This is a genomic window from Bacillus methanolicus MGA3 (assembly GCF_000724485.1).
GTDB classification, from domain to species: domain Bacteria; phylum Bacillota; class Bacilli; order Bacillales; family Cytobacillaceae; genus Bacillus_Z; species Bacillus_Z methanolicus_A.
This window is the reverse complement of record NZ_CP007739.1, coordinates 2,714,406-2,738,997: the sequence shown is the minus strand read 5'-3', so window position 1 is coordinate 2,738,997 and position 24,592 is coordinate 2,714,406. Positions and strand designations below refer to the sequence as shown.

Genomic DNA, 24,592 nt, shown 5'->3' with positions numbered 1-24,592 from the left:
CGACAGTGTCAAAAAATATGAATAAATTATTACAATTTTAAGTGTAGGGTAACAAATAATAGGTGTCAATGACTTTTTTGCGCTAATTTGGTTGTAGTTTCCATTCGGATATAGAACATGCAGCCAAGCATTTCTGGAGTACGGCTCATTAACACGAAAGTTTGGCAGGATGAAGGGCGTTTTTAGTCCCTTTTTGGAAAATAATAAAGATCATTTTATATAATTTATATAATAAGGAAAAAACTAGGTTTAAACTACTACATTTATTGACATGTGATTGTCTTGAGGTGTATCTTAGAAGAAGTTTAGAACGAATGGATAACAGTCATGTCAAGGCTGTTATTGGGGGGATTTTTTTGGTTACAATTCAGGATACGGAACTAAAAGAAAGGATAGAGAAGGCAATTTTAAAAACCAGAGAATTAGGACGTCCTATTCTGGTAAGCGAAGTCCAAAAAATCAGCCATATCAAACCCCTTTCTTTATTTGCTGCAGGAAGAGATAAATTCTTTGGCGAACGTTTCTTTTGGAAAGATCCTGCTGGCCAAATGATCTTAGTTGGCTTAGGTATATGTAAACAAATTCAATCGGATCAGGCTTCTGACCGTTTTTTTCATGTTGAAACGGAGTGGAAGCGCTTTATTGATGATTCTGACATACACAATGAGTACAGTCAAAGCGGCATTGGCCCAATCATGTTTGGGGGTTTTTCGTTCGATCCTTTAAAGGAAAAAACGGACCTTTGGGCCAAATTTTCTGATTCACTTTTTTATATTCCAGTTTATATGCTGAGCATCATAAATGGCCAAGCATTTTTTACTACAAATATTTTATGTACACAACATGATCACCCGTCAATAATAGAAAAAATTATAAAGGAAAGAGATGAGATTATCGAATCTATTTATATAGATTACGACTATGGTCTACCGGAAATACAACATGAAAAAGAAAGTAATCCTAATGAATGGAAAGAGACCGTTGCGAAAGTGGTTGAGGATCTGAAAGGCGGGAAATTAAAAAAAGTTGTGCTTGCCCGCGATCTGCGGATTACATTCAATCAAGAAGTTAAAGTAGAAACCGTTTTGTCCAGGTTGTTAACTGAACAAAAGGAAAGCTTTGTCTATGCTTTTGAGTCGAATGGCGATTGTTTTATAAGTGCTTCTCCGGAGAGACTATTAAAGAAGAACGGAAAAGATGTGTATTCGGCATGCGTTGCCGGTTCGATTGGAAGGGGAAAAACAGTCGAAGAAGATGAATTGCTTGGAGATACGCTTTTAAACGATCAAAAAAATTTAATTGAGCATCAGTATGTAGTAGAAATGATTCGGGAAGCTATGAAGGAAATTTGTGATGAAGTATTTTTGCCTGACAAACCAAAATTGTTAAAAATAAGGGATATTCAGCACCTTTACACACCAGTTGTAGGTAAAAATAAAAATAATCAATCTTTATTGCGGTTTGTCGAAAAGTTGCATCCAACACCTGCTTTGGGCGGTTTTCCTAAAGTCGAAGCAATGGCTAAAATAAGGGAAGCAGAAAAGCTTGATCGGGGTTTTTATGCGGCTCCACTTGGCTGGATTGATTATAAAGGAAACGGCGAATTTGCTGTCTCAATCCGCTCAGGACTTATCCAGGGAAAGGAAGCATCCCTCTTTGCCGGCTGCGGAGTAGTTGCAGATTCTGATGCAGAAAGCGAATACAGAGAAACAGCCATTAAGTTTCGGCCGATGCTTTCGGCTCTTGGGGGAAGAATATAGTGGATCATCAAGAAAATTTAACTGCATATGTTGCTGCTTTTGTTGCTGAATTAGTAAAAACAGGAGTTAAAGATGTTGTGATCAGTCCCGGTTCAAGGTCTACCCCAATGGCAATGGTGATGGCGGAGCACCCGGATCTTCGCATCCATATTCATATCGATGAGAGGTCGGCTGCATTTTTTGCACTTGGAATTGCAAAATCTTTGCGTAAACCGGTTGCCATATTATGTACATCCGGAACGGCTGCAGCAAATTATTACCCTGCTATTATCGAAGCACATTATTCAAGAGTGCCTCTCATCGTTTTGACTGCCGACAGGCCTCATGAACTGCGTGATGTAGGAGCGCCGCAAGCCATTGACCAAATTCACTTATTCGGAAAGCATGTGAAATGGTTTGTGGAAATGGCTCCGCCGGAAAAAACGGATGAAATGCTTCGGTATGCCCGTTCAGTTTGTGCGCGTGCTGCCGCAATCGCATTACGTTCCCCATCTGGCCCCGTGCACTTAAATTTTCCATTTCGGGAGCCGCTTGTTCCAAATGTAGGAAAAGAAGATTTATTTGATCTTCCCGTACGGTCAGATGGCTACGTTTCCGTAGAAACGGGTGAGCTGACACTATCAGAAGAGAAATATGAGGAACTGGCAGGAATACTCTCTCAATATGACAAAGGCATCATTGTATGCGGTCCATTAGATGAAGAGTTTTTTGCAGAAAACATAACGAAACTTGCAAGCGCATTGAAGTTTCCGATTTTAGCTGACCCGCTGTCACAGTTAAGAAGTGGTAAACATTCTAAAGATTATATTGTTGACGCCTATGACACATTTTTGCGAAATTCTGACTGCAAAAAAGCGTTAAAACCTGACATCATCATTCGATTTGGAGCTATGCCTGTTTCTAAGGCGTTATCTATTTTTATTAAAGAAAACATGAATATTCCGCAATTTGTAATTGATGGCGGTGCTGGCTGGAGAGACCCAGCAGCAACAACATCCAATATGATTTATTGCAATGAAACTGAATTCTGCAAATCGATTGCAAAATATGTTTCAGAAAAGAATCACAATCAATTTTTAGACAAATGGCTTGAAATAAACAAGTTGACAAAGACCAAGCTTTCAAAAATTAATGATATCGAAGAATTAAGTGAGGGCAAGCTCTTTTATCAGCTCGCGGATTTAATTCCTGACGGCGCAACTCTGTTTGTTGGAAACAGTATGCCAATAAGGGATTTGGATACATTTTTCCATGTTAACGATAAATCCATTCGAATCATGGCGAACAGAGGAGCAAATGGAATCGACGGAATTATTTCAACTGCTATCGGAGCTGCCGCAGTTTCTCAGCCAATGTACTTAATAGTTGGCGATCTTACATTTTTTCATGATTTAAATGGATTGCTTGCTGCGAAGTTATATGATATTAACATTAAGATATTGCTCGTAAATAATAACGGCGGGGGAATTTTTTCCTTTCTCCCTCAAGCGAGCCAGCCTAAATACTTCGAATTATTATTTGGAACGCCAATTGATTTAAACTTTGAGTATGCAGTTCGGATGTATAACGGAAAATTTGACAAAATTACATCCTGGGAACAATTTAATTCCTCTTTCTTGCGAAATATGGATGATTCCGGCTTGTCCGTTATGGAAATTTCGACAGATAGAGACAGAAACTTAATAGAGCATCGAGAATTGTGGAATTATGTTTCCCGGGAAATAAGCAATAAAATAAATGGTGTTTCATAATGAAATATGTCTTAAATGGTGTTCATTACCATGTCGATATATGTGGAGATGGATTTCCACTAATTTTGCTTCATGGATTCACAGGTGATTCCTCTACATGGAATCCGTTTTGTAAAAGCTGGAGCAGCCATTCCCGGCTTATTATGATTGACATCATTGGCCACGGAAAAACGAAAAGCCCTGAAGAAGCGAATCGTTACCATATTTTGTCTGTAGCAGCTGATCTTGATTCTTTAATGGACCAGTTAGGGATTGAAAAGGCAGATATTTTAGGGTATTCGATGGGAGGAAGACTTGCTTTAACATTTGCGGTACGATATCCTCATCGAGTTCGAAAATTAATATTGGAAAGTTCTTCCCCAGGTCTAGCGCTTGAAGAAGAAAGACAAGAGCGAAGAATCCGAGATGAGAATTTGGCTGCTTTTATTCTTGAAAAAGGAATAGAACCGTTTATTTCTTACTGGGAGAATATCCCCCTATTTCAATCACAGCAGACACTTCCAAAATCTATTCGAGCCGGCATAAGAATGCAAAGATTGAAAAATTCTAAAATAGGGCTTGCTAACAGTTTAATTGGCATGGGAACCGGCGCCCAGCCTTCGTGGTGGGATGAGCTTGAAAAATTACCACATGAAGTGTTGTTGATTACAGGTTCTTTAGATCAAAAGTTTTGCGAAATCGCCAAAATGATGAAAATTAAAATCAAAAATTGTCGGTGGATCAATGTAGAAGGCTGCGGACATGCAATACATGTGGAAAAACCTGAAAAGTTTGGTACAATAGTAAGTGGGTTTTTGTCTCAATCAAATGAGCAAAAATGAGCAAGTTCGACAAGCACTGTCGATTGGTTCATCAAGCCATCATTGGAAATGCAGATAGTATGTTCAATATACAAGTACACTGTAGGAAAAAATCGCCTTATCAAATAAATGAAAAAGAGGAGGATTTAAAATGGCAGTTGAGTGGATCCCTGGCCGTCAGTATGAAGATATTATTTACGAAACATATAAAGGTATTGCAAAAATTACAATTAATCGTCCGGAAGTACATAATGCTTTCCGACCTAAAACAGTGATGGAATTAATCGATGCTTTTTCTTATGCTCGCGACGATCAAAACATTGGAGTCATTATCTTAACCGGTGCAGGAGATAAGGCGTTTTGTTCCGGTGGGGACCAAAAGGTTCGCGGCCATGGCGGCTATGTAGGTGAAGATAAAATTCCTCGTTTAAATGTTCTTGATCTTCAGCGGCTAATCCGTGTTATTCCAAAACCAGTCATTGCGATGGTGAAAGGTTATGCAATCGGCGGCGGCCATGTACTTCACGTTGTATGTGATTTAACGATTGCAGCAGATAATGCCATTTTTGGACAAACAGGACCGAAAGTCGGCAGCTTTGATGCAGGTTATGGGTCTGGCTACCTTGCAAGAATTGTCGGACATAAAAAAGCACGCGAAATCTGGTATTTATGCCGTCAATACAATGCACAAGAGGCACTCGAAATGGGGCTTGTCAACACTGTCGTTCCACTTGAAAAAGTTGAAGAGGAAACGATTAAATGGTGTGAAGAAATTCTTGAAAAAAGCCCGACTGCCATTCGCTTTTTGAAGGCAGCATTTAATGCAGATACAGATGGTCTTGCGGGTCTTCAGCAATTTGCAGGAGATGCAACGCTTTTATACTATACAACAGATGAAGCGAAAGAAGGAAGAGATGCATTTAAGGAAAAACGCAAACCTGATTTTGGCCAATTTCCTCGTTTTCCTTGATGCTTTAGGTTTGATAAAATTTACATTTCATCACAGCTTGATGGCTTTCCATCAGGCTGTTTTATTATCTTGTTATTTTAATTTCCATATTAGGGTTGGGAGTAAAAACTGGGAAGGTGAATATCAGCATGGAGGAACAAACAATACCAAATTGGCTGAAAAAACGTGCGGACCTTACCCCTGATCGAATCGCCATCCACTTCTGCGATTCTTCCATCACGTTTTGGGAATTGTTTCATCTTTCTACTAAAACTGCTGGCCAACTTTCAACGGTTGGCTTAAAAAAAGGCCAGTTTGTCGGAGTGCTGCTCAAAAATCACCAGGATACTGTTCTAATTTTGCTTGCGATGCAGATGCTTGGAGTTAAAGCGGTAATCCTTAATAACCGATTAACGACTGAGGAGCTTATTTGGCAACTTAACGATTCACGTTCATCCTTTTTAATAACAGAAGATGCATTTGAGAGGCATATTCATGAATTCACTAGAAAAATTGACGGACTTACAATCATAACAAAGCAAAACCTTTTTCAAAGAAAAGTCTCCTCCCCTGAAATTTTAGATGAATATCATATGAATGATGTTTGTTCAGTTATGTATACATCTGGTACAACCGGCAAACCGAAGGGAGTATTGCAAACATACGGAAACCATTGGTGGAGTGCAATAGGTTCTGCCCTAAATTTAGGCTTATTAGAGGCAGACACGTGGCTGTGTGCAGTGCCTTTATTTCACATTAGCGGCTATTCAATCCTTGTACGAAGCATGATTTACGGAATGACAATCGTCCTTCATGAGACATTTGATGAAGAACAAGTAATAAAGGACATTCAAAAGCACAATGTTACGATTATGTCTGTCGTTAGTGTCATGCTAAGGCGGATGATAAATTCTCTTAACGATAAAACTTTGCCAAAGACCTTTCGCTGCATGTTATTGGGAGGCGGACCTGCCCCGCTTTCACTTCTTGAAAAATGTGTCGAAAAAGGGATACCTGTTTTTCAAACATATGGTATGACGGAAACGGCTTCACAAATCGTGACGCTTGCTCCCGAACATGCCATGTCGAAACTTGGATCCGCCGGGAAAGCATTATTCCCGTCACAGTTGAAAATTTTGAATTCTTCAGGTAGAAAAGCAGCTCCGTATGAAGAGGGAGAAATTTATGTGAAAGGCCCCAATGTGACAATCGGGTATTTAAATCGGGAACAGGCAACAAAGGATTCGATCCAAAATGGATGGCTTGCAACAGGAGATATTGGGTATATGGATGATGAAGGTTTCCTATATGTCCTCGATCGGCGCCAAGACTTGATTATTTCCGGTGGAGAAAACATTTATCCAGCTGAAATTGAAGGAGTGCTGTTGTCCCATCCTGAAATAAGCGATGCAGGAGTAACCGGACTTCCTGATGAGAAATGGGGACAAGTTCCTGCTGCAGTTATTGCAAGGAACAGGGGGTCGCAGCTTTCAGAAGAGGAGGTCATTAGCTTCTGTACAGAAAAGCTAGCGAAATATAAGGTCCCGAAGAAGATTAAATTTGTTTCAGAGCTTCCGCGAAATGCGGCTAAAAAGCTCTTAAGAAGAAAATTGTCTGAGCTGTTTTAATGGGAGGCAGTGGTATAAGATGTATCAGTAAGAAGGCTTAAAAAAAGGCTTGAAGGCTCATAAACCAAAATAATGAGTCATAAAATTAGATTAAGGGCTTATAAAGGCTTATAAATTAAATCAAAGCACAAACCCCCGGCTAGATCCGGGAAAAAACGAGAAAAAACAGGGGCTGAGTTAAAAACAAAGGGTCAGCCCCTGTTTATCTTTGAATATTAATGCCCTGCAGGTTCAAATGTTTTACAATCTGTCTCTTTACTGCTATCTGCCTTCGTTCCCGCATGGCTGACAACGTAAATCTGATCTGCACTGCAGCGATTTCCTTGTGCCCAGTATGAGCAATTGTTCACTTCACAAAGTACATCCTTTGCCATCTTGTATCACCCCTTTAATGTTGATACAAGATTAGGTTCTTCCTCAATCAGAAAGTTCATACGTGACAGAAAAAGGAACCCATTTATGACGAATCGGATCTTTATAAAACAAAATAAGGAAAAAAATTGTTTATTTCAGGTGTTTTTTGTATTCTAATATAAAGATAAAATAAATCAGCTTGGTGGAAAGGAAGAATAATTTGAAACTGCTTGATGAAATATTACAATACAATAAGAAATTTGTTGCTGAGGAAAAATATAAAGAATTTGAAACAACGAAATTCCCGAATAAAAAATTAGTGATCTTAACATGTATGGATACGAGATTAATAGAGCTGCTTCCGAAAGCAATGAATGTCGGGAATGGTGATGTAAAGATTGTCAAAAATGCAGGTGCATTAGTTACACATCCGTTTGGAAGCATCATGAGAAGTTTGCTTGTTGCCGTCTATCAATTGAAGGCAAAGGAAGTACTTGTAATCGGCCATTATGATTGCGGTATGAGCGGAATGAAAGCGGATGACGTGATTGAAAACATGTATGATAGAGGCATTAAGAAAGAAACGATTGATACATTAAATTATTCGGGAATAAATGTAAACGAATGGCTGAAAGGCTTTGAAAATGTTCATGAGAGCGTATCACACAGTGTAAATGTGATAAAAAACCACCCGCTTTTGCCGAATGATATTCCAGTCCATGGTTTGGTTATTGACCCTAAGACAGGAAAGCTTGACTTAATTGTAAATGGCTATGAAGATTAATGCTTAGGCTTTTTATCTGGAACAGGATCAAATCCTCCGGGATGAAAGGGATGGCATTTGAGAATACGTTTGATGGTAAGCCAGCCCCCTTTTAAAGGGCCAAAGCGTCTGATTGCTTCGAGTCCATAATGGGAGCATGTAGGATAAAAACGGCAAGTTGGGGGTTTTAAAGGTGAAATCACTTTTTGATAAAAGCGGATGATTCCAATCATCAGTTTTCCGATCATGGTCAAAGCCTCCTTTTACTAACAGTAAAGATACCATATTTTTGCCCTTCCCGTCTAAAATAGAGAAATTCTTGGTAAGTAGATGAAAAAAGTCGGAATTTACGTTATGATAAACATATAAGAATAAAAGGAGTGAAATCAAATGCCTTCTGTAGAAAGCTTTGAATTAGATCATAATGCTGTAAAAGCCCCTTATGTAAGACATTGCGGTGTTCATAAAGTGGGCAGCGACGGTGTTGTAAATAAATATGATATTCGTTTTTGCCAGCCAAACAAACAGGCAATGAAGCCTGATGCCATCCATACACTGGAGCATTTGCTTGCATTTACAATCCGCAAACATGCGGAGAAATATGATCATTTTGATATTATCGATATTTCTCCGATGGGTTGCCAAACAGGTTATTACCTTGTTGTGAGTGGGGAGCCGACTGTAGATGAAATCATTGATCTTCTCGAAGATACAATGAAAGAAGCAATTGAAGTTACTGAAGTGCCTGCTGCAAATGAAAGACAATGCGGCCAGGCAAAACTGCATGATCTTGAGGGAGCAAAACGCTTAATGCGCTTCTGGCTTGAACAAAGCAAAGAAGACTTAAAGCAAGTATTTGCTTAATGAATTAAGAAAAGCCTTGTGAACTGTAAAATATTGATGTTTGTTTTGGAAACAAATTACTCAATCAAATATTCATATTAAAAGAAGCTGGCCCAAAACGAAGAGCCATGCCTCCCTTTGTTGCTAAATATTGAAAATATGCAATGTATCTTCAATATTTAGAATTGCAGAAGGGGGCCAGGCACTTATTGGCCAGCCTCTTTTGTCTTAGTTTTACAAACACACTGGATATGTTTAAACATAAAGAAACACATTGACCCTTAAAGTTTTTGAACAGAACCACATTATTTATTTTAAAAAATCTTTTGACGATCCCTTTCTTCTTTTAATAATTCCACCGCTTCACGGAAACGCTGTGAATGAACGATTTCCCGTTCCCTTAAGAAGCGTAAACTGTCGTTTAAGTCAGGATCATCGGACATGTCGATAAGCCATTGATACGTGGCTCTTGCCTTTTCTTCGGCTGCTATATCTTCATAGAGATCAGCAATCGGATCTCCTTTCGCTTGGATATATGTAGCCGTAAAAGGGGCTCCTGCCGCGTTGTGATAAAATAAAGCTGAATCATGGTTGGCATAATGATCTCCTAACCCCGCGTCTCTTAATTGTTCCGGTGTTGCGTCTTTTGTCAGTTTATAAACCATCGTTGCAATCATTTCAAGATGTGCAAACTCTTCCGTCCCGATATCCGTCAGCAACCCCACTACATTATCAGGGATTGTATAGCGCTGGTTTAAATAACGGAGTGCCGCAGCTAATTCACCGTCCGCTCCTCCGTATTGCTCGATCAAATATTTGGCAAGCTTTGGATTACAAGTACTAACCTTTACCGGGTATTGCAGCTTTTTCTCATAAATCCACATAATTCCTCTCCTCCTACGCTAAACTTGCCATGGCCAAGGGGTCGTTCCCCAACTCCAATTCGCATCCGTATAACTGTTTCCGTATTGTTGAAGAGGACCATACTTTGCTTCAAAAGCTTGCTTAAGTTGTTTGCTGTATTGCGCATACTGATTGAACTGCTGCATCGCTTGATAATCATCTGGATGTGTATCTAAATAAAGAGTCAATTCCACAAGCACAAAATCAACAGCTTGAATTTCTTCTAAATTTTGATAATATTCCTGGGGCAGCTGTTTCACATTGTGTCCTCCCTTTTTGCTTCATACGGGTTTTCGTAATAATCCCAAAATGCAGGCCATAATGTCCCCTTTTTTAGTGCCTCATGCGCTGAAAATTGCTGCAAATTCGGAGGTTGGAATCCCATATAAAGGTTTGGAGGAGTGGAATAGAATTTGACTCCTATAGGTCTGCACGGATCATTTGGGCTATGATAGGGGCGGTACGCTTTTAAACGTGTAAATGCTTTATTCCTTTGATCAGTCAATGGATACACCTCTTTTTTAAAAAAGAATTATTATTAATTTATTCATCGTTTGTTTGTCCTAATGACAACGAAAAAGAAACCGCGCCAAAATGGTTGTAAACAAACACTGCTGATGAATCCAAAACGATCCATAAAATTGCACCCAATTTTTGATAATTTTAAATTTTGTTCAAAAGTCGATTGATTTAATTATCTAATTAGATATAGGTTTAATTAGGAGGGTTCATATTGCAGTTAAGCAGGCTTGTTAATTTCCACAAAACTTTAGGTGATCCCACAAGGATTCGTATTCTTGCTTTATTGCGGCATGGTCCATTACATGGTCAAGCGATAGCAGGAAAACTTGGTTTAAAACCGCCGACAATTACACATCATATGGCTAAACTTCGTGACATAGGGTTAATTAATGAAAGACGTGATAAGAACACCATATATTTTTCATTAAATGTCAAAAAACTTGAATATGGTGCAACAGCAATACTAAATATGGTTTCTGAACATCAAAAAAATGAAGAATTTAAAACAACAGAATTCGATCGTAGTCAGGTTATAAAAAATTTCTTTACGATTGATGGCAAATTAAAACAGTTGCCTGCTCAACGAAAGAAAAAAATAATCGTACTTGCACATATTGTTAAAGGTTTAAAAATCGGAGTTACTTATGATGAAAAAGAAATTAATGACTATCTAAAACAATTTCATGAAGATTATGCAACATTAAGAAGAGAATTGATCATGAACCATTTTATGTATCGGGAAAATAATAAATATGAAATGAATCCCCCAGAACTTTGGATTTCCAATTAAAAAAATTATGCAATATTTTTTTGTGAATATAATTAGACATATATCTAATTAGATGATTGTAAAATAAATTTAAGTGGTGATTTTGTGATTAATGTAATAAAAATACTTCATAAAGAAAAAAATTATTTAAGGTTATTTTTGGCTGGAATCGTTAATGGTATTGGGGACCGTTTTAGTCAAGTTGCTCTTTTGACACTGCTGCTTGAGTTAACTGGTTCAGGGTTTGCTGTTGGCATCGCTTTAGCTATTCGAGTTGTTCCTTTTTTAATATTTGGCCCCTTTGGAGGATTTTTAGCTGACCAATTTTCAAGGAAAAAAATAATGATGATCACTGACTTATCAAGAATTGTTTTTGCTATCTCTTTTATATTTGTAAATAACGAGTCTCATATTTGGATTATTTATGCAAGCTCATTTGTATTAGCTGCAGGGGAAGCGATCTATGCTCCTGCAAGAAAGTCATTTATTCCGTTGCTTGTTAAGAAAGAAAACATCATAAGGATTAATAGTTTAGAACAGGTGATGCTTGGAATTGTTTTAATAGTCGGCTCATTTTCAGGCGGTATTGTTGCATTTTTCTTTGGACCGGATTTGACATTTTGCTTAAATGGCCTTTCCTTTTTATTGGCTTCTATGATCATCTTTCCTCTGCCTGTAATCGATAAAAATCACCAAATAAAGAAAAATGATCAATTTAACATATTCCATTCTATAAAAACCATTAAAAAATTAATGATTGCATCAAGTACACTTTATATTGTATTTCTCTTTGAATTCATCGTACCGCTATTTAACGGGATTGACAACGTTCTCATTAGCATCTATGCAGTTCAAGAATTTAAACTTGATGATGTTGGAGTCGGGCTTTTTTATGGAGCCCTCGGGATTGGATTAATGCTAAGTTTTATTATAGCTCAACGTATTCACCAACATCTTTTATTAGTTGGTTTGACAACTCTGATAGCAGAAGGGGCGTTTCTCATTTTATTAAGTCAAATTCATACAGTAGCCATTGCCTTTATTTTATATATTGCAATCTCTTTTTTATCAGGCATTTGCAATACATGCTTCGATTCAATCGTTATGAAGGAAACGCCCAGTGAAAATCAAGGTTTAGTATTTGGTTTACTGACTACTATGTCAAATACAATAATTGGAATCTCTATGTTCGCAGCTGGCATCATATTAGAAGCAGTAAAAAATAGAGTGCTTGGCTTTATTGGAGGAATGGGTTTTGTATTAACTGGATTATTTCTTTTTGTTGTATATTTTATAAAAATAAAACAAAAAGAATCGTTTTTGCTAAATGATTGATTTAATGAAGATATTTCATAGATGCAGTTTTTATTTATAAAAATTTGGTTATTTTAAAAAGGGAGGTGGATATCATGAGTGAATCACTAATACAAGCTCTAAACAAACAAGTAGCAAACTGGACTGTCTTGTATGTAAAGCTTCACAATTATCACTGGTATATTAAAGGCCGCCATTTTTTTACCCTTCATGAAAAATTTGAGGAACTTTATAACGAGGCTGCAGTTCATATTGACGAATTGGCAGAACGTATTCTAGCCCTTAAAGGAAAACCGGTGGCAACAATGAAAGAATGTCTCGAAATATCATCCATCAAAGAAGCAACAGGTGATGAAAAAGAAGAAGATATGGTAAGAACGATAAGCGAGGATTTTTCAAAAATGCTTGGCGAGCTCCAAGATGCGGTTCATCTTGCTGAAGAAGCTGATGACGAAGGAACGGCAGATATGCTGATTTCGATTAAGAAAAGTTTGAAGAAACATGCTTGGATGTTCAATGCATACTTAGAACAATAAAAAAATCTTGCAAGTGCTAAATATTAAAACGAAGGCGGACTTTTATTTTAAAAGCCGCTCTTTTTTTATGTAAGCTTGTCATCACATCATGTTTGACATAATACCCGTACGGGTATAATATGAAATTTGTCAGCAAACCAATATTTTTTGTTAAGGTGGTGTTTTTTATTTATTATTTAATGATATTATCAATCTTTTTTTTAGTAGTGAGTATGTATAAACGTTATTATCCTGTGAAAGGTGTTCCTTGTATAGAAAAAGAAAATGGGTTAACAGATAATCATATTACGTTACTAGATATTAGAGATTACAATGAAATAGCGACTGGTTCTGTTCCTAATTCGATGAACATTCCTTATGCGTATCTGAAACGTTTTTATCAAGAGATTCCGCACCATAAAATACATGTGATTGCTTCTGATAAGCTTGAATTGAATTTGGGGCTGCGCTTTTTAAAAAGAAAAGGTTTTGAAATTACAAGTTATGAATTAACAAAATGCCGATGTAATAATAAATATAAGAAAGGAGTGTTAAATTATGGAATACGATAAGAGTGTCAAAAACCGCTTAAAGCGAATTGAAGGGCAAATTAAAGGTGTAATAAGTATGATGGAACAAGGGAAAGACTGCAGAGAACTTGTCATTCAACTGTCTGCTGCAAGAAATGCCATTGACCGGACAATAGGGGTTATAGTTAGTAGAAATCTTGAACAGTGTGTAAGGGAAAGTCTCAAGAAAGGAGAAGGAACTGAACATCTTGTAAGAGAAGCAGTTGAATTATTAACTAAAAGCAGATAGAAAAGTTCATTAACTTCTCTTATGTTGAGGGTTGATGAACTTTATATATTGCAACAAAATATACCCGTACAGGTAATAGTATTTAATAGGAAATTTTTAACATTTTTTTAGGAATCTCCTACCTAAAAATAATTAGATTTTAGGTAGGAGTAGTTCATATATGTAAAAAATTAATGAATATTTCGCGGATAATAAGGGTTCGAGCGATTTTTCATAAAATCTTCCTTTGCAAACTTTCCTTTTAAGTTCTCGATTAAGTAAAGACCCATTATATCATAAAGTTCTTGTTCATCCATTTCGTGAATGATGTTTAGTAAATCTTCATAGCTCATCTCCTCAAGAAAGGCAAAAGCCATCATATCAATATCTTCTTCATCTCCGGTCAATTTATTTCGATACAGCTCATAAAGTTCATCCACAAGTTTCAAGTTACCCACCCCGTATTCTTTGAAATGTTTGATTTAATACGTTAACCAAACCATACCATATATTTATTCAATACCCTTTTATGAAAAATATATTCCTTGCTTAGTTTCGATTCCAAAGATTAAAAATAAACAGGACGAATAAATCAGTCTTAAATGTGGGAAACGAAAAGGAAAGAGGGAAAAGGGGTTTTGAAAATGGAACAAAGAAAAAAAACGTACTATATAGATCTCGGAAGCGGTGAAATTTCACAAAGTTCTACAGCTTCCCCTTGGAGTTTTAAAATTCAGGCGAATGACGAGGAAATTACCTTATTAAGGGAGTATTTTGATCAAAATTATTCAACTGAATGGCAAAACTTTTTTCGGGCTCACGTGCCTTATGTTCAATACCATTATGATAGGGAAAATGATGCATATGATGAAACAATGAAAAAAATATATGGTTTGATTTATAAACTCGGAGATGATGAAGCAAAACAGCATATTGAAAATATGGGGATCTTAAATGAATAAACCAAAAAGCCGCTTCGACAAAGCGGCTTTTGCATTTGCTGCACCCCATCTGTCATTTCCTGCGGAAACAATGTAATATTAGTGGCCTATTGATTTTTCATATATAATCATATGAGAAACGACTATTAACAGGTGAGGTAGATGATGGAAGAGTTTCGTGACCAGAAAGGACATGTTATCCAATTCAGCTTTGAACGTAATTATTTTACGTTAATAAGTAAACATGTCTTAGTTATATGCGAGTATAAAAATAAATGGCTTTTAACCAATCATAAGATACGCGGGCTTGAATTTCCCGGCGGAAAGGCTGAACAAGGAGAAACTCTCGAACAGGCAGCTAGAAGAGAAGTTTATGAGGAGACGGGCGGAGTATTGAAAAGACTTGAATTTGTCGGAGAATATCTTGTGTTAGATCCCGGTCAGCCATTAGTAAAAACGGTATTTTATGGTGAGGTGGAAAAGCTTGAAGAAAAGGATGGCTACCTCGAAACAAATGGTCCGGTCCTATTTGATGGAAACCTTTTAGAAAGCCGGTTTGATAATAACTTCAGCTTTATTATGAAAGATGATGTTGTAAAAAATAGTTTAGATAAAATCAGCGAAATAAGAAACGGTTAAGGCAAAAAGTAATAGAGGTTGTCTCATAAGGGTCTGACCCTTAGACTTTTGAGACAGCCTCTATTCTTCTTTATGAACCATTTTTGATCAATTTCTTTTCCAATAATTCAACCAGCTGATACATAATGGTTGCAAACACTGCAATCACAAGCAAAGAAAGCAGCACAAGCGTAAAATTAAACACTTGGAATCCATAAATAATCATATAGCCGAGTCCTTGTTTCGAAACAAGAAATTCTCCAACGATTACACCGACCCAGGACAATCCGACATTTACTTTTAGTGTAGAAATAATGACGGGAAAGGAAGCAGGCAAAATTGCTTCTTTAAAACTTTGGAAACGAGATGCCCCAAAGGTTTGCAATACTTTCAAATAGTTTGGGTCCACTTCCTTAAAGGACGTGTAGACAACGATTGTTGTGATGATGACGGAAATAATGGCTCCCATTGCTATGATGGAAGTTAATCCCGGACCTAAAGCAACAATTAGGATAGGACCTAAAGCAACCTTCGGCATTGCGTTTAACACAACTAAATAAGGATCCAGCACCTTTGAAGCAACAGGAGACCACCATAAAAATGCTGCAAGTATTGTTCCAAGCAATGTTCCTAAAATAAAACCAAAGACAGTTTCAGAAAGTGTAAACCCTATATGGACGAATAGAGAACCATCATTCACTTTTTTGATAAGCAGCGCCCAAATCTTTGATGGAGAGCTAAAAATCAGAGGATCGATCCACTGCTGTCGGCTGGAAATTTCCCAAGCTGTGAAGAACAGAATAAAAATAACAGCTTGATAAAATAAAATCCGCCGTTTTTCCTTTTTTAGGGATTGAATATACATTTTGTGGAGGAGTTTATTATTTTTCGGCTGGTCCAAGCGATTCCAACTCCTTCCAAATGTCTTGGAAAATTTGTAAAAAGGTTTCGTGATTACGGGTTGCAAATGGTGAGAGTTTCTTGAGTTCATCAGGAATGATAAAAGTTTTATGAAGTCTCCCTGGGCGTGCTGAAAAAAGGAAAACTCGATCACTCATGGCAATTGCTTCACCTATATCGTGCGTAACCAGGATCGCTGTCTTGCTAAACGTTTTTAATGTATTGGACACTAAATCTTCAAGTCTAAGTTTTGTTTGATAATCAAGAGCTGAAAATGGTTCGTCAAGCATTAAGAGCATCGGTTCGGTTGCCAGTGTGCGGACGAGGGCAACCCTTTGCCTCATACCTCCTGACAGCTGCTTTGGATATTGTTTTTCTACTCCTTTTAATCCCATTTGCTCAAGTAATGTTAATGCATAGTTTTTTGTAGATTCATTTAAGTTTTTTGAAAGCTTTAAGCCGATTAAAATATTTTCTTCAATTGTTTTCCAAGGGAATAAGTAATCTTGCTGAAGCATGTATCCAATTAAACTGTTTGTTGTCTTTACCGGTTTTCCTTGTAATGTTACTGAACCTTCAGTTGGATTCATTAATCCGGCGATAATCGATAGCAAAGTCGTTTTGCCGCACCCGCTGGGACCGAGGAAGGATACAAATTCACCTTCCTTTACTTCAAGCGAAACATCGGAGAGGGCCGTAGTAGCCGATGTTTTGGTGAAATATGTGTGATGAATTTTTTTAATTGTTAAGAAATCCATTGGCCGGCCTCCTCATTTTTGTTTTACAATCATTGTTTTTACTTAACTTTATTGGCCACGTCTGTATTGACAAGAGTTTTGTAATCAGCACGTTTTGGAAGTTCGCCTGCTTTCTCCATAATGTTCTGGAGGTTATTCCATTCTTCTTCATCTAAAACGGGGTCTGTTGCGTAGGAACCTTGGCTCTTATATCGATCAACAACTGTTTCTATAATCGCAAGGTCGGTATCTTCGAATTGTGGTTTAATTACTTCAGCAATTTCTTTAGCACTATGGGATTTTACCCATACTTGCGCTTTGTAGATTGCACGCGTGAATTTTTCAATTGCTTGTTTGTTTTCTTTCATAAAACTTTGTTTTGCCATAAAAGTTGTATAAGGCACGTGGCCGGATTCCGTTCCAAATGAAGCGACAATGTGTCCTTTCCCTTCTTTTTCAAAAACGCTTGCAGTTGGTTCGAAAAGCTGGACAAAGTCGCCTGTTCCTGAAGCAAATGCCGGAGCAATGTTTGCAAAGTCAACATTTTGTATTAAGTTCAAATCTGTTTTTGGGTCAATTCCGTGTTTTTTTAACACATATTCACCGACCATCTGCGGCATTCCGCCTTTACGCTGGCCTAAAAAGGTGCTGCCTTTCAATTGATTCCAGGAGAAATTTTCTATTTTGTTGCGGGAAACGAGAAATGTTCCGTCTGTTTGTGTAAGCTGGGCAAAATTGATAACCGGATCGTTAGAGCCTTGAGCGTAAACATAAATCGAAGTTTCTGAGCCGACAAGGGCGATGTCAGCGCCGCCAGATAATAACGCAGTCATCGTTTTATCTCCGCCTGCAGTCGTTGTCAGCTCGACCTTAAGCCCTTCATCTGCAAAAAAACCTTTTTCCAGTGCAACATATTGCGGAGCATAAAAGATAGAATGAGTAACTTCCGCTACTTTTACATTGAGTACTTCTTTCTTATTGCATGCTGCTAAAGGTATAATGAAGATTGTAATCAGCAAGAAGAAAAAGCAAATTTTCACCCAATTTTTCATACAGGTAACCTCCCTTTGGCGGATAAAATATTAGTAAAAAGTGACTTATTTTTGACCTAACATATCGTATGATGCGGAGAAAAATGTGTGAATGCCTATAAAATGAAACTTCTATCAGCGGAGGGTTGATTCCCGTTAATGCGGGATAAAGTGAATGGATCTAAGGATGAAAAATGAATCTGAAAAATGGTAAGATAACAATAAGGATAAAACAAAGGAGAGAGAACGATGGGAATGCCATTGGAACTCAATACGCTGATTGTTACAAAGGGAAAAGAAATTCGGATAAAAGATAATTATTTTACACTGGAAAAGGAAGGTTACAGGCTTTATCCTATGGATATTCCAGTTGATGTAAGAAAAACGGTTGAAAGCGAATCCAGCGGTACAGCGGTTATTACAAAAGTAGAATGGCAGGAAAACAAGACAGTTCTAACTTACCAATTAATTTCATTGAATTCTATCAATTAAGCAGGGCATTTTATATACCTGCTATTTTTTTGTCACACAAAAAACCAGGCGTTTGATCTACGCCTGGTTTTCATTTTGTGCGCCCGGCATGGGTGTAATCTATAGGGTGCAAGTCCCGAGCTGTGAAGGCAGAAGTAGCAGTTAGCATAACGCAAGGGTGTCCGTGGTAACGCGGAATCTGAAGGAAGCGGACGGCAAACTTCCGGTCTGAGGAATACGAACTTCATATAAGGCTAGGTATCACTGGGTGAGTTTGCAAAACAAAACAAAGCCCTTTCTGCCGAAGGTGATACAGAGTAAATGAAGCAGATAGATGGAAGGAAAGATTACACTCTTACCCGGGGAGATCTGACTGGCACGCCAAGTAATCTTGGTAACCTATCTAGCGATAGATAGCTGAGCAGTCAGAAGTCAGCAGAGGTCATAGTACTCTTTCGAGCTCGAGACGAAAGAGGAAGGACCGAACAATTAAGGAGAACGAAACACTACGCGTTCATCTTCTGTGTTGAAGCAGACAATCCGGCAGGACTTACTTGAAGGAGGAAGTGGTGAATCCCACGGGGGACTTCAAGAGGGTGGAGCAGAAGATGGCACAAATAGAGGGATTCGTTCACGTGGAGAGGATATCTATGTTGATGGAACTGATTTTGTCACGGGAAAATCTCCTAACGGCATTAAAACGAGTTGAACAGAATAAAGGAAGTCACGGAGTAGATGGCATGCCCGCAAAAGACCTACGGAGACACCTCTATGAAAACTGGGACTCCATTCGACAGTCGTTAAGAGAGGGAACCTACAAACCCTTACCCGTTCGTCGAGTCGAAATCCCGAAACCGAACGGCGGAGTAAGACTTCTAGGTATCCCCACCGTGACTGATCGTTTCATTCAACAAGCGATCGCCCAAGTGTTAACGAGAATCTTCGATCCGACCTTCTCTGAACATAGCTACGGCTTTCGCCCAAGCCGCAGAGGACATGACGCGGTCAGGAAAGCAAAGGGCTATATCAAAGAAGGATATCGCTGGGTGGTCGATATAGACTTAGAGAAATTCTTTGACAAGGTGAACCACGACAAACTGATGGGGATCTTGGCGAAAACGATCGAAGATCGGATTTTACTTAAGTTAATCCGCCGGTATCTTCAATCAGGCGTGATGATAAATGGAGTGGTAATGGAAACAGACATGGGAACGCCACAAGGTGGACCGCTTAGTCCACTATTATCAAACATCATGCTTCACGAGTTGGACAAGGAACTTGAGAAACGTGGACATAAATTTGTACGGTACGCGGATGACTGTAATATCTACGTGAAAACAAAGAAAGCAGGAATTCGTGTCATGAACTCCATTACTAACTTTATCGAGAAGGAATTAAAGCTCAAGGTAAATAAAGAGAAATCGGCGGTAGACCGTCCTTGGAAACGGAAGTTTCTCGGTTTTAGCTTTACACCAAACAAAACACCCAAGATACGGATGGCGAAAGAAAGTGTGAAACGATTCAAGAACAAGATCCGTGAAATCACATCCAGATCCAAACCGTATCGAATGGAGGAAAGAATTGAGAAACTGAACATGTACCTAATGGGATGGTGTGGATATTTTGCCTTGGCAGATACACCAAGCAAGTTCAAAGAATTTGATGAATGGATAAGACGAAGACTTCGAATGTGTTTATGGAAAGAGTGGAAAACGCCGAAAACAAGAATTCGGAAACTTAGAGCATTAGGTGTTCCAAGTCATAAAGCAATCGAGTGGGGCAATACACGCAAGAAATACTGGCGGATTGCCTGCAGTCCCATTCTACACAAAACCCTCGATAACTCCTACTGGAGTCAACAAGGGTTAAGAAGTCTATTCGAGAGATATCATTTTCTACGTCATACTTAATTGAACCGCCGTATACCGAACGGTACGTACGGTGGTGTGAGAGGTCGGGGGTTAGTCACCCCCTCCTACTCGATTATGCGATAGGACCGCCTTTTTCTTCAATTTCAGCAGGAACATTTTTAAACTTTTTGAAGTTCTCACGGAATTTTTCTGCAAGTTCTTTTGCTTTTGCTTCATATGCTTCCTGGCATTCCCATGTTTTGTTTGGCTGAAGGACTTCATCAGGAACGCCGGGAACATGTAAAGGAATTTCTAGTCCAAAGAATTTATCTTTAACGGTTTCCGTGTTGTTCAGTTCTCCTTCCAGAGCAGCTTGAACCATCGCACGTGTATAAGCGAGCTTCATGCGCGTGCCTGTGCCGTATTCGCCGCCGGTCCAGCCTGTATTGACTAGAAATACGTTTGCGTTATGCTCATCGATTTTTTCTCCAAGCATTTCCGCATAGCGCGTTGCAGGAAGTGGAAGGAACGGAGATCCAAAGCAAGTTGAGAATGTTGCTTGCGGAGAAGTAATTCCGCGCTCTGTTCCGGCAAGCTTGGATGTATAGCCACTTAAGAAGTGGTACATTGCCTGTTCCTTGGTTAGTTTTGCTATCGGTGGGAGCACTCCGAAAGCATCAGCAGTTAAGAAAATAATTGTGTTCGGATGGCCGGCAACGCTTGGATCAACGATATTGTCAATCGCTTGAATCGGATAAGCTGCACGTGTATTTTCTGTTAATGTGCTGTCATCATAGTCGGGAACGCGTGTTTCTAAATTAATCACAACATTTTCTAAAACTGAACCGAAACGGATGGCATCAAAAATTTGCGGTTCTTTTTCACGGGAAAGATTGATGCATTTCGCATAGCAGCCACCCTCAATATTAAATACGCCATTTGGAGACCAGCCATGCTCATCATCACCAATAAGTCGGCGGTTTGGATCAGCTGACAATGTTGTTTTTCCTGTACCTGAAAGGCCGAAGAATAAAGCAACATCTCCCTCACTGCCTACATTTGCAGAACAATGCATAGATAGGATCCCGTTTTCTGGAAGCATATAGTTCATGACAGAGAAAATAGATTTTTTCATTTCTCCTGCATATTCTGTACCGCCAATTAATACGGTGCGACGTTCAAAAGAAATAATGATAAACGTTTCCGATCTAGTACCATCAACTGCAGGATCTGCTTTAAAATTTGGTGCGGAAATCACGGTGAATTCCGCTTGATGCTCCAACAATTCTTCTTCTGTAGGGCGGATAAATAATTGATGGGCAAACAGGTTATGCCATGCATATTCATTTATTACTTGAATTGGCATGCGGTATTTCTTGTCAGCACCCGCAAATCCTTTGAATACAAATATTTCATCTTTTTCCTTCAAATAGTTGATAACTTTATTATATAGTTTAGTAAATGCTTCTTCGGAAATTGGCTGATTAACAGTGCCCCAATCGATTTTATCTTTCGTAGAAGCTTCTTCAACAATATATTTATCTTTAGGCGAACGTCCGGTATATTTCCCGGTTGTGGCGCGGACTGCTCCGGTTGAAGTCAAAGTCCCTTCTTTACGGTATAAAACTTTCTCAACTAATTGAGGGACGGACAATTGAATTTGAACATTATTTCCTTTTAACAAATCACTCAACTCGCTTGAAATCGTAACAGAATTCATCTAATGAATACCTTCCTTTTTCATTGTTTTTGAAAGTGGTTACATCTCAATAATTAGTATAACACATTTAAATAAATAGTCTATACTATATATAAAAATTTCAATAAGATTTAACAAAATGTACTTATGAACTGTTTTTTTGTAGTATGGTAAAATCGGCTTAAATTATGATTTATTTGCTTGAATCTTATTAAAAAAAACGGGAATGATCATATTGAAAACCATTGCGTTGTACGATCAAACATGCTCGTTATGCCAAGAAACGAAGAGAATATCCAACAAACTTGATTGGCTTGGCAAAGTTGAGTGGATTTCCCTTCAGGAGTATGAGAAAGAACAAAGCCTCTTTGTTTTTCGAAATGAGGATTTAAGGAAAGAGCTTCATATTATTACTCCGTCCAAAAAAGTCTATAAAGGATTTTATGCAGTTAGACGCTTGCTTGTTCTCTTTCCTGCAACGTTTTTCTTTGGGATTTTAATCCATGTCCCCTTCATTGAAAGGATCGGGAATCCACTGTATCTATTGGTGGCAAAAAACAGGCATAAATTTCTGCGAAAAAATTGTGGCAACGGAAGCTGCACACGATAGAAAAAAACTGCTATAGAGCAGGAATTGGACAAAAAAAACAATTGACTCGTTTGATACAATGCGATATGATTTTACCTTGAACGGATACTCTCTTATCCCGAGATGGTGGAGGGACAGGCCCTATGAAACCCAGCAACCTGCTCCATGATGAAAATATAGACATCTTGAGCAAAGGTGCTAACCTGAGGCAAGGATAAGGTCCTTGAACGATAAGAGTGAAAGGCGCGAACCTGACGTTTTCAACCTTTCCTCATGAGCGGGAAGGTTTTTTATTTTGTTTATTTCAAGGAGTAGGGTCTTTCGTTTTTGAAAAAATGAATCAATGAATATGATAGCCGGGAAAGAAATTTTGTTCCGGCATCATAAAAATGCCTTGTTTATTTCATACTACATGGGAATGAGTACCGTATCAATCGAGGTTATAACATAGTACGTCTTTCGCGATGTCTAGTTACAACGCCCAGGCACTCGGGGCCATAAAGCCGTCCAGCAGCAGAGGCTGAAGAACTGCCTCTTTCCTGGCCGCCTTTTGCCTGTCGGGCCTAATCAAGATGCTTCCGCTTTTCTTGTAACCTCGCTATATTATAAAACAAAAGGAGGAAGTCAGTTGTCAGCAAAACGTCGTTTGTTTACTTCTGAATCAGTAACTGAGGGTCATCCCGATAAAATTTGTGATCAAATTTCGGATGCTATTTTAGATGCCATCCTGGCAAAGGATCCAAATGCTCGTGTGGCTGCTGAAACATCTGTAACAACTGGTTTGGTGTTGGTTTCTGGAGAAATCACAACTACTACTTATGTAGACATCCCGAAAATTGTTCGTGAAACAGTTAAAAATATCGGCTACACTCGCGCGAAATACGGTTTTGATGCTGAAACTTGTGCTGTTCTAACTTCTATTGATGAACAGTCTCCTGATATTGCTATGGGTGTAGACAAGGCCCTGGAAGCTCGTGAAGGTCAAATGACTGATGAAGAGATCGAAGCGATCGGAGCGGGAGACCAAGGATTAATGTTCGGCTTTGCTTGCAACGAAACAAAAGAGCTTATGCCATTGCCTATCTCTCTTGCTCATAAGCTTGCACGCCGTTTAACAGAAGTGCGCAAAGAAGAGATTCTTCCTTACCTTCGTCCAGATGGAAAAACTCAGGTAACAGTTGAGTATGATGAAAACGATAAGCCAGTACGCATCGATACAATCGTTATTTCTACTCAGCATCATCCTGAAATTACACTTGAGCAAATTCAGCGCAATATTAAAGAATATGTTATTGATCCGGTTGTTCCAAAAGAATTAATTGATGAAAATACAAAATACTTTATCAACCCGACAGGCCGTTTCGTTATCGGAGGACCTCAAGGGGATGCAGGTTTAACAGGACGCAAAATTATCGTAGATACTTATGGTGGTTATGCGCGCCACGGCGGCGGTGCTTTCTCTGGTAAGGATCCTACAAAAGTTGACCGTTCTGCTGCCTATGCAGCACGCTATGTTGCGAAGAACATTGTAGCTGCAGGTCTTGCAGATAAAGTAGAGGTTCAGCTTGCATATGCGATCGGTGTTGCGAAGCCGGTATCTATTTCTATTGATACATTCGGAACAGGAAAAGTAAGTGAAGAAGCTCTAGTTGACCTTGTCAACAAAAACTTTGATCTTCGTCCAGCAGGCATTATTAAGATGCTTGATCTTCGCCGTCCGATTTATAAGCAGACTGCAGCATATGGCCATTTTGGGCGCAATGATATCGACCTTCCATGGGAACGTACCGATAAAGCAGAAGCTTTAAAGCAACAGGCACAAATTTAACATTTGATGGGGCTGACCCAAAACTAAGAGCTAGGCACCATTAGTTGCTAAATATTGAAAACATGACCAATGTTTCTACAATATTATAGTAACTGCAGATGGGAGCCAGACACTTATGGGTCAGCCTCGTTTTATTTTTCTGTGGAAAAAGGGGCGGAGCTGCGCTAGCAAAAATAGAAATGTTAACCTGTCTTAGCAAGAATCTTGTTTAGCTTTGTAAATAGTTAGATCCTAGCTCCGCTCACACCGCCTTATTATG

General features: G+C 38.6%; 29 protein-coding genes and 1 riboswitch. Of the genes, 19 read left to right on the top strand and 10 right to left on the bottom strand.

The genetic code is table 11. The annotated features are described in order from the left end of the window. The first annotated feature begins 356 nt into the window (after positions 1-356). The 5 genes from BMMGA3_RS13240 to BMMGA3_RS13220 all read left to right on the top strand — a co-directional run bounded on the left by BMMGA3_RS13240 (position 357) and on the right by BMMGA3_RS13220 (position 6,888). Positions 357-1,760: an isochorismate synthase gene (locus BMMGA3_RS13240; protein WP_034669178.1), complete on the top strand. Its 1,404-nt coding sequence runs from the start codon at positions 357-359 to the stop codon at positions 1,758-1,760. Beyond that, on the top strand, positions 1,760-3,511 hold the full coding sequence (gene menD, locus BMMGA3_RS13235) for a 2-succinyl-5-enolpyruvyl-6-hydroxy-3-cyclohexene-1-carboxylic-acid synthase (RefSeq protein WP_003347227.1): 1,752 nt from the start codon (positions 1,760-1,762) through the stop codon (positions 3,509-3,511). The genes BMMGA3_RS13240 and menD overlap by 1 nt, the downstream gene beginning before the upstream one ends. Next, positions 3,511-4,332, top strand: coding sequence for a 2-succinyl-6-hydroxy-2,4-cyclohexadiene-1-carboxylate synthase (gene menH / locus BMMGA3_RS13230; RefSeq protein ID WP_003347228.1), 822 nt, complete (start codon positions 3,511-3,513; stop codon positions 4,330-4,332). Before menD ends, menH begins: the two co-directional genes overlap by 1 nt. 130 nt (positions 4,333-4,462) lie before the next feature. Continuing rightward, entirely contained in the window at positions 4,463-5,281 is an 819-nt protein-coding gene (gene menB, locus BMMGA3_RS13225; RefSeq protein WP_003347229.1) for a 1,4-dihydroxy-2-naphthoyl-CoA synthase, read from the top strand. A gap of 128 nt (positions 5,282-5,409) precedes the next feature. Beyond that, positions 5,410-6,888: an o-succinylbenzoate--CoA ligase gene (locus BMMGA3_RS13220; protein ID WP_003347230.1), complete on the top strand. Its 1,479-nt coding sequence runs from the start codon at positions 5,410-5,412 to the stop codon at positions 6,886-6,888. Positions 6,889-7,103: 215 nt separating this feature from the next. On the opposite strand, the gene BMMGA3_RS17545 is transcribed toward BMMGA3_RS13220, so the two are convergent. Continuing rightward, positions 7,104-7,262, bottom strand: a complete 159-nt coding sequence (locus BMMGA3_RS17545; RefSeq protein ID WP_003347231.1) for a DUF1540 domain-containing protein — start codon at positions 7,260-7,262, stop codon at positions 7,104-7,106. Between the two features lie 200 nt (positions 7,263-7,462). Between BMMGA3_RS17545 and BMMGA3_RS13215 the strand changes: the two genes are divergently transcribed. Next, positions 7,463-8,026 carry a beta-class carbonic anhydrase gene (locus BMMGA3_RS13215; protein ID WP_003347232.1) on the top strand — a complete coding sequence of 188 codons (564 nt, stop codon included), beginning with the start codon at positions 7,463-7,465 and terminating at the stop codon, positions 8,024-8,026. On the opposite strand, the gene yidD is transcribed toward BMMGA3_RS13215, so the two are convergent. Further along, entirely contained in the window at positions 8,023-8,253 is a 231-nt protein-coding gene (gene yidD, locus BMMGA3_RS13210; protein ID WP_003347233.1) for a membrane protein insertion efficiency factor YidD, read from the bottom strand. The two genes, BMMGA3_RS13215 and yidD, sit on opposite strands and share 4 nt — an antisense overlap. 142 nt (positions 8,254-8,395) lie before the next feature. On the opposite strand from yidD, the gene BMMGA3_RS13205 reads away from it, so the two are divergent. After that, complete coding sequence (locus BMMGA3_RS13205; RefSeq protein ID WP_003347234.1) at positions 8,396-8,869, top strand: S-ribosylhomocysteine lyase; 474 nt, start codon at positions 8,396-8,398, stop codon at positions 8,867-8,869. Between the two features lie 293 nt (positions 8,870-9,162). Here the strand turns inward: BMMGA3_RS13205 and cotJC are convergent, their stop codons facing one another. Genes cotJC through BMMGA3_RS13190 form a run of 3 tightly spaced genes read right to left on the bottom strand, consistent with a single transcriptional unit; the run spans position 9,163 to position 10,256 of the window. Next, positions 9,163-9,732, bottom strand: coding sequence for a spore coat protein CotJC (gene cotJC / locus BMMGA3_RS13200; protein WP_003347236.1), 570 nt, complete (start codon positions 9,730-9,732; stop codon positions 9,163-9,165). Positions 9,733-9,750: 18 nt separating this feature from the next. Next, positions 9,751-10,011 carry a spore coat protein CotJB gene (locus tag BMMGA3_RS13195; protein ID WP_003347237.1) on the bottom strand — a complete coding sequence of 87 codons (261 nt, stop codon included), beginning with the start codon at positions 10,009-10,011 and terminating at the stop codon, positions 9,751-9,753. Then, positions 10,008-10,256 carry a spore coat associated protein CotJA gene (locus BMMGA3_RS13190; protein WP_003347240.1) on the bottom strand — a complete coding sequence of 83 codons (249 nt, stop codon included), beginning with the start codon at positions 10,254-10,256 and terminating at the stop codon, positions 10,008-10,010. Before BMMGA3_RS13190 ends, BMMGA3_RS13195 begins: the two co-directional genes overlap by 4 nt. A gap of 228 nt (positions 10,257-10,484) precedes the next feature. Here BMMGA3_RS13190 and BMMGA3_RS13185 point away from each other — a divergent pair, with 228 nt between their 5' ends. From BMMGA3_RS13185 to BMMGA3_RS13165, 5 genes are all read left to right on the top strand, one after another. Further along, positions 10,485-11,063, top strand: coding sequence for a DUF2087 domain-containing protein (locus BMMGA3_RS13185; protein WP_003347242.1), 579 nt, complete (start codon positions 10,485-10,487; stop codon positions 11,061-11,063). 84 nt (positions 11,064-11,147) lie between these two features. Continuing rightward, the gene (locus BMMGA3_RS13180; protein WP_003347244.1) at positions 11,148-12,377 is read left to right on the top strand and encodes an MFS transporter; all 1,230 of its coding nucleotides are present in this window, start codon (positions 11,148-11,150) and stop codon (positions 12,375-12,377) included. 74 nt (positions 12,378-12,451) lie between these two features. Then, positions 12,452-12,892 (top strand): Dps family protein, encoded by a 441-nt coding sequence (locus tag BMMGA3_RS13175; RefSeq protein ID WP_003347246.1) that lies wholly within the window; start codon positions 12,452-12,454, stop codon positions 12,890-12,892. A 212-nt stretch (positions 12,893-13,104) separates the two neighbouring features. Next, a complete protein-coding gene (locus tag BMMGA3_RS13170; protein WP_237712811.1) occupies positions 13,105-13,443 on the top strand; it encodes a rhodanese-like domain-containing protein in 339 nt (112 codons plus the stop codon). After that, positions 13,430-13,690, top strand: coding sequence for a metal-sensitive transcriptional regulator (locus BMMGA3_RS13165; protein ID WP_003347251.1), 261 nt, complete (start codon positions 13,430-13,432; stop codon positions 13,688-13,690). Before BMMGA3_RS13170 ends, BMMGA3_RS13165 begins: the two co-directional genes overlap by 14 nt. 170 nt (positions 13,691-13,860) lie before the next feature. Here the strand turns inward: BMMGA3_RS13165 and BMMGA3_RS13160 are convergent, their stop codons facing one another. Then, entirely contained in the window at positions 13,861-14,118 is a 258-nt protein-coding gene (locus BMMGA3_RS13160) for a DUF6154 family protein (RefSeq protein WP_003347253.1), read from the bottom strand. Between the two features lie 195 nt (positions 14,119-14,313). Between BMMGA3_RS13160 and BMMGA3_RS13155 the strand changes: the two genes are divergently transcribed. Both BMMGA3_RS13155 and ytkD read left to right on the top strand, forming a co-directional pair. Further along, positions 14,314-14,631 (top strand): hypothetical protein, encoded by a 318-nt coding sequence (locus BMMGA3_RS13155; RefSeq protein ID WP_003347255.1) that lies wholly within the window; start codon positions 14,314-14,316, stop codon positions 14,629-14,631. Positions 14,632-14,775: 144 nt separating this feature from the next. Then, complete coding sequence (gene ytkD / locus BMMGA3_RS13150) at positions 14,776-15,249, top strand: RNA deprotection pyrophosphohydrolase (RefSeq protein WP_003347257.1); 474 nt, start codon at positions 14,776-14,778, stop codon at positions 15,247-15,249. Positions 15,250-15,319: 70 nt separating this feature from the next. On the opposite strand, the gene BMMGA3_RS13145 is transcribed toward ytkD, so the two are convergent. Genes BMMGA3_RS13145 through BMMGA3_RS13135 form a run of 3 tightly spaced genes read right to left on the bottom strand, consistent with a single transcriptional unit; the run spans position 15,320 to position 17,917 of the window. Continuing rightward, positions 15,320-16,093, bottom strand: coding sequence for an ABC transporter permease (locus tag BMMGA3_RS13145; RefSeq protein WP_050943007.1), 774 nt, complete (start codon positions 16,091-16,093; stop codon positions 15,320-15,322). 16 nt (positions 16,094-16,109) lie between these two features. Then, positions 16,110-16,886, bottom strand: a complete 777-nt coding sequence (locus BMMGA3_RS13140; RefSeq protein ID WP_003347261.1) for an ABC transporter ATP-binding protein — start codon at positions 16,884-16,886, stop codon at positions 16,110-16,112. A gap of 38 nt (positions 16,887-16,924) precedes the next feature. Beyond that, entirely contained in the window at positions 16,925-17,917 is a 993-nt protein-coding gene (locus tag BMMGA3_RS13135; protein ID WP_003347263.1) for an ABC transporter substrate-binding protein, read from the bottom strand. 228 nt (positions 17,918-18,145) lie between these two features. Here BMMGA3_RS13135 and BMMGA3_RS13130 point away from each other — a divergent pair, with 228 nt between their 5' ends. The 3 genes from BMMGA3_RS13130 (at position 18,146) to ltrA (ending at position 20,277) form a co-directional block, all read left to right on the top strand. Further along, positions 18,146-18,388, top strand: coding sequence for a DUF2584 domain-containing protein (locus BMMGA3_RS13130; protein WP_003347266.1), 243 nt, complete (start codon positions 18,146-18,148; stop codon positions 18,386-18,388). Positions 18,389-18,890: 502 nt separating this feature from the next. Then, complete coding sequence (locus BMMGA3_RS17535; RefSeq protein WP_003347276.1) at positions 18,891-19,076, top strand: hypothetical protein; 186 nt, start codon at positions 18,891-18,893, stop codon at positions 19,074-19,076. Then, positions 19,018-20,277 (top strand): group II intron reverse transcriptase/maturase, encoded by a 1,260-nt coding sequence (gene ltrA / locus BMMGA3_RS13125; RefSeq protein ID WP_003347278.1) that lies wholly within the window; start codon positions 19,018-19,020, stop codon positions 20,275-20,277. The genes BMMGA3_RS17535 and ltrA overlap by 59 nt, the downstream gene beginning before the upstream one ends. A 73-nt stretch (positions 20,278-20,350) precedes the next feature. Here the strand turns inward: ltrA and pckA are convergent, their stop codons facing one another. Further along, the gene (gene pckA, locus BMMGA3_RS13120; protein ID WP_003347279.1) at positions 20,351-21,937 is read right to left on the bottom strand and encodes a phosphoenolpyruvate carboxykinase (ATP); all 1,587 of its coding nucleotides are present in this window, start codon (positions 21,935-21,937) and stop codon (positions 20,351-20,353) included. 205 nt (positions 21,938-22,142) lie between these two features. On the opposite strand from pckA, the gene BMMGA3_RS13115 reads away from it, so the two are divergent. Further along, complete coding sequence (locus tag BMMGA3_RS13115; protein ID WP_185762547.1) at positions 22,143-22,526, top strand: thiol-disulfide oxidoreductase DCC family protein; 384 nt, start codon at positions 22,143-22,145, stop codon at positions 22,524-22,526. An 89-nt stretch (positions 22,527-22,615) separates the two neighbouring features. Beyond that, a riboswitch (SAM riboswitch) is annotated at positions 22,616-22,742 on the top strand. 391 nt (positions 22,743-23,133) lie between these two features. Beyond that, complete coding sequence (metK, locus tag BMMGA3_RS13110) at positions 23,134-24,333, top strand: methionine adenosyltransferase (RefSeq protein WP_003347281.1); 1,200 nt, start codon at positions 23,134-23,136, stop codon at positions 24,331-24,333. The last annotated feature ends 259 nt before the right edge of the window (positions 24,334-24,592 follow it).

What these genes read in the sequence shown, in the direction of transcription:
- BMMGA3_RS13130 (WP_003347266.1), top strand. Translation starts at nt 18,146, where the DNA reads ATGGGAATGCCATTGGAACTCAATACGCTGATTGTTACAAAGGGAAAA.
- BMMGA3_RS13140 (WP_003347261.1), bottom strand. Translation starts at nt 16,886, where the DNA reads ATGGATTTCTTAACAATTAAAAAAATTCATCACACATATTTCACCAAA.
- cotJC (WP_003347236.1), bottom strand. Translation starts at nt 9,732, where the DNA reads ATGTGGATTTATGAGAAAAAGCTGCAATACCCGGTAAAGGTTAGTACT.
- BMMGA3_RS13115 (WP_185762547.1), top strand. Translation starts at nt 22,143, where the DNA reads ATGATCATATTGAAAACCATTGCGTTGTACGATCAAACATGCTCGTTA.
- menH (WP_003347228.1), top strand. Translation starts at nt 3,511, where the DNA reads ATGAAATATGTCTTAAATGGTGTTCATTACCATGTCGATATATGTGGA.
- BMMGA3_RS17545 (WP_003347231.1), bottom strand. Translation starts at nt 7,262, where the DNA reads ATGGCAAAGGATGTACTTTGTGAAGTGAACAATTGCTCATACTGGGCA.
- BMMGA3_RS13170 (WP_237712811.1), top strand. Translation starts at nt 13,105, where the DNA reads ATGTATAAACGTTATTATCCTGTGAAAGGTGTTCCTTGTATAGAAAAA.
- BMMGA3_RS13165 (WP_003347251.1), top strand. Translation starts at nt 13,430, where the DNA reads ATGGAATACGATAAGAGTGTCAAAAACCGCTTAAAGCGAATTGAAGGG.
- ytkD (WP_003347257.1), top strand. Translation starts at nt 14,776, where the DNA reads ATGGAAGAGTTTCGTGACCAGAAAGGACATGTTATCCAATTCAGCTTT.
- BMMGA3_RS13155 (WP_003347255.1), top strand. Translation starts at nt 14,314, where the DNA reads ATGGAACAAAGAAAAAAAACGTACTATATAGATCTCGGAAGCGGTGAA.
- BMMGA3_RS13220 (WP_003347230.1), top strand. Translation starts at nt 5,410, where the DNA reads ATGGAGGAACAAACAATACCAAATTGGCTGAAAAAACGTGCGGACCTT.
- BMMGA3_RS13175 (WP_003347246.1), top strand. Translation starts at nt 12,452, where the DNA reads ATGAGTGAATCACTAATACAAGCTCTAAACAAACAAGTAGCAAACTGG.
- BMMGA3_RS13205 (WP_003347234.1), top strand. Translation starts at nt 8,396, where the DNA reads ATGCCTTCTGTAGAAAGCTTTGAATTAGATCATAATGCTGTAAAAGCC.
- BMMGA3_RS13145 (WP_050943007.1), bottom strand. Translation starts at nt 16,093, where the DNA reads ATGTATATTCAATCCCTAAAAAAGGAAAAACGGCGGATTTTATTTTAT.
- yidD (WP_003347233.1), bottom strand. Translation starts at nt 8,253, where the DNA reads ATGATCGGAAAACTGATGATTGGAATCATCCGCTTTTATCAAAAAGTG.
- pckA (WP_003347279.1), bottom strand. Translation starts at nt 21,937, where the DNA reads ATGAATTCTGTTACGATTTCAAGCGAGTTGAGTGATTTGTTAAAAGGA.
- BMMGA3_RS13135 (WP_003347263.1), bottom strand. Translation starts at nt 17,917, where the DNA reads ATGAAAAATTGGGTGAAAATTTGCTTTTTCTTCTTGCTGATTACAATC.
- ltrA (WP_003347278.1), top strand. Translation starts at nt 19,018, where the DNA reads ATGTTGATGGAACTGATTTTGTCACGGGAAAATCTCCTAACGGCATTA.
- menB (WP_003347229.1), top strand. Translation starts at nt 4,463, where the DNA reads ATGGCAGTTGAGTGGATCCCTGGCCGTCAGTATGAAGATATTATTTAC.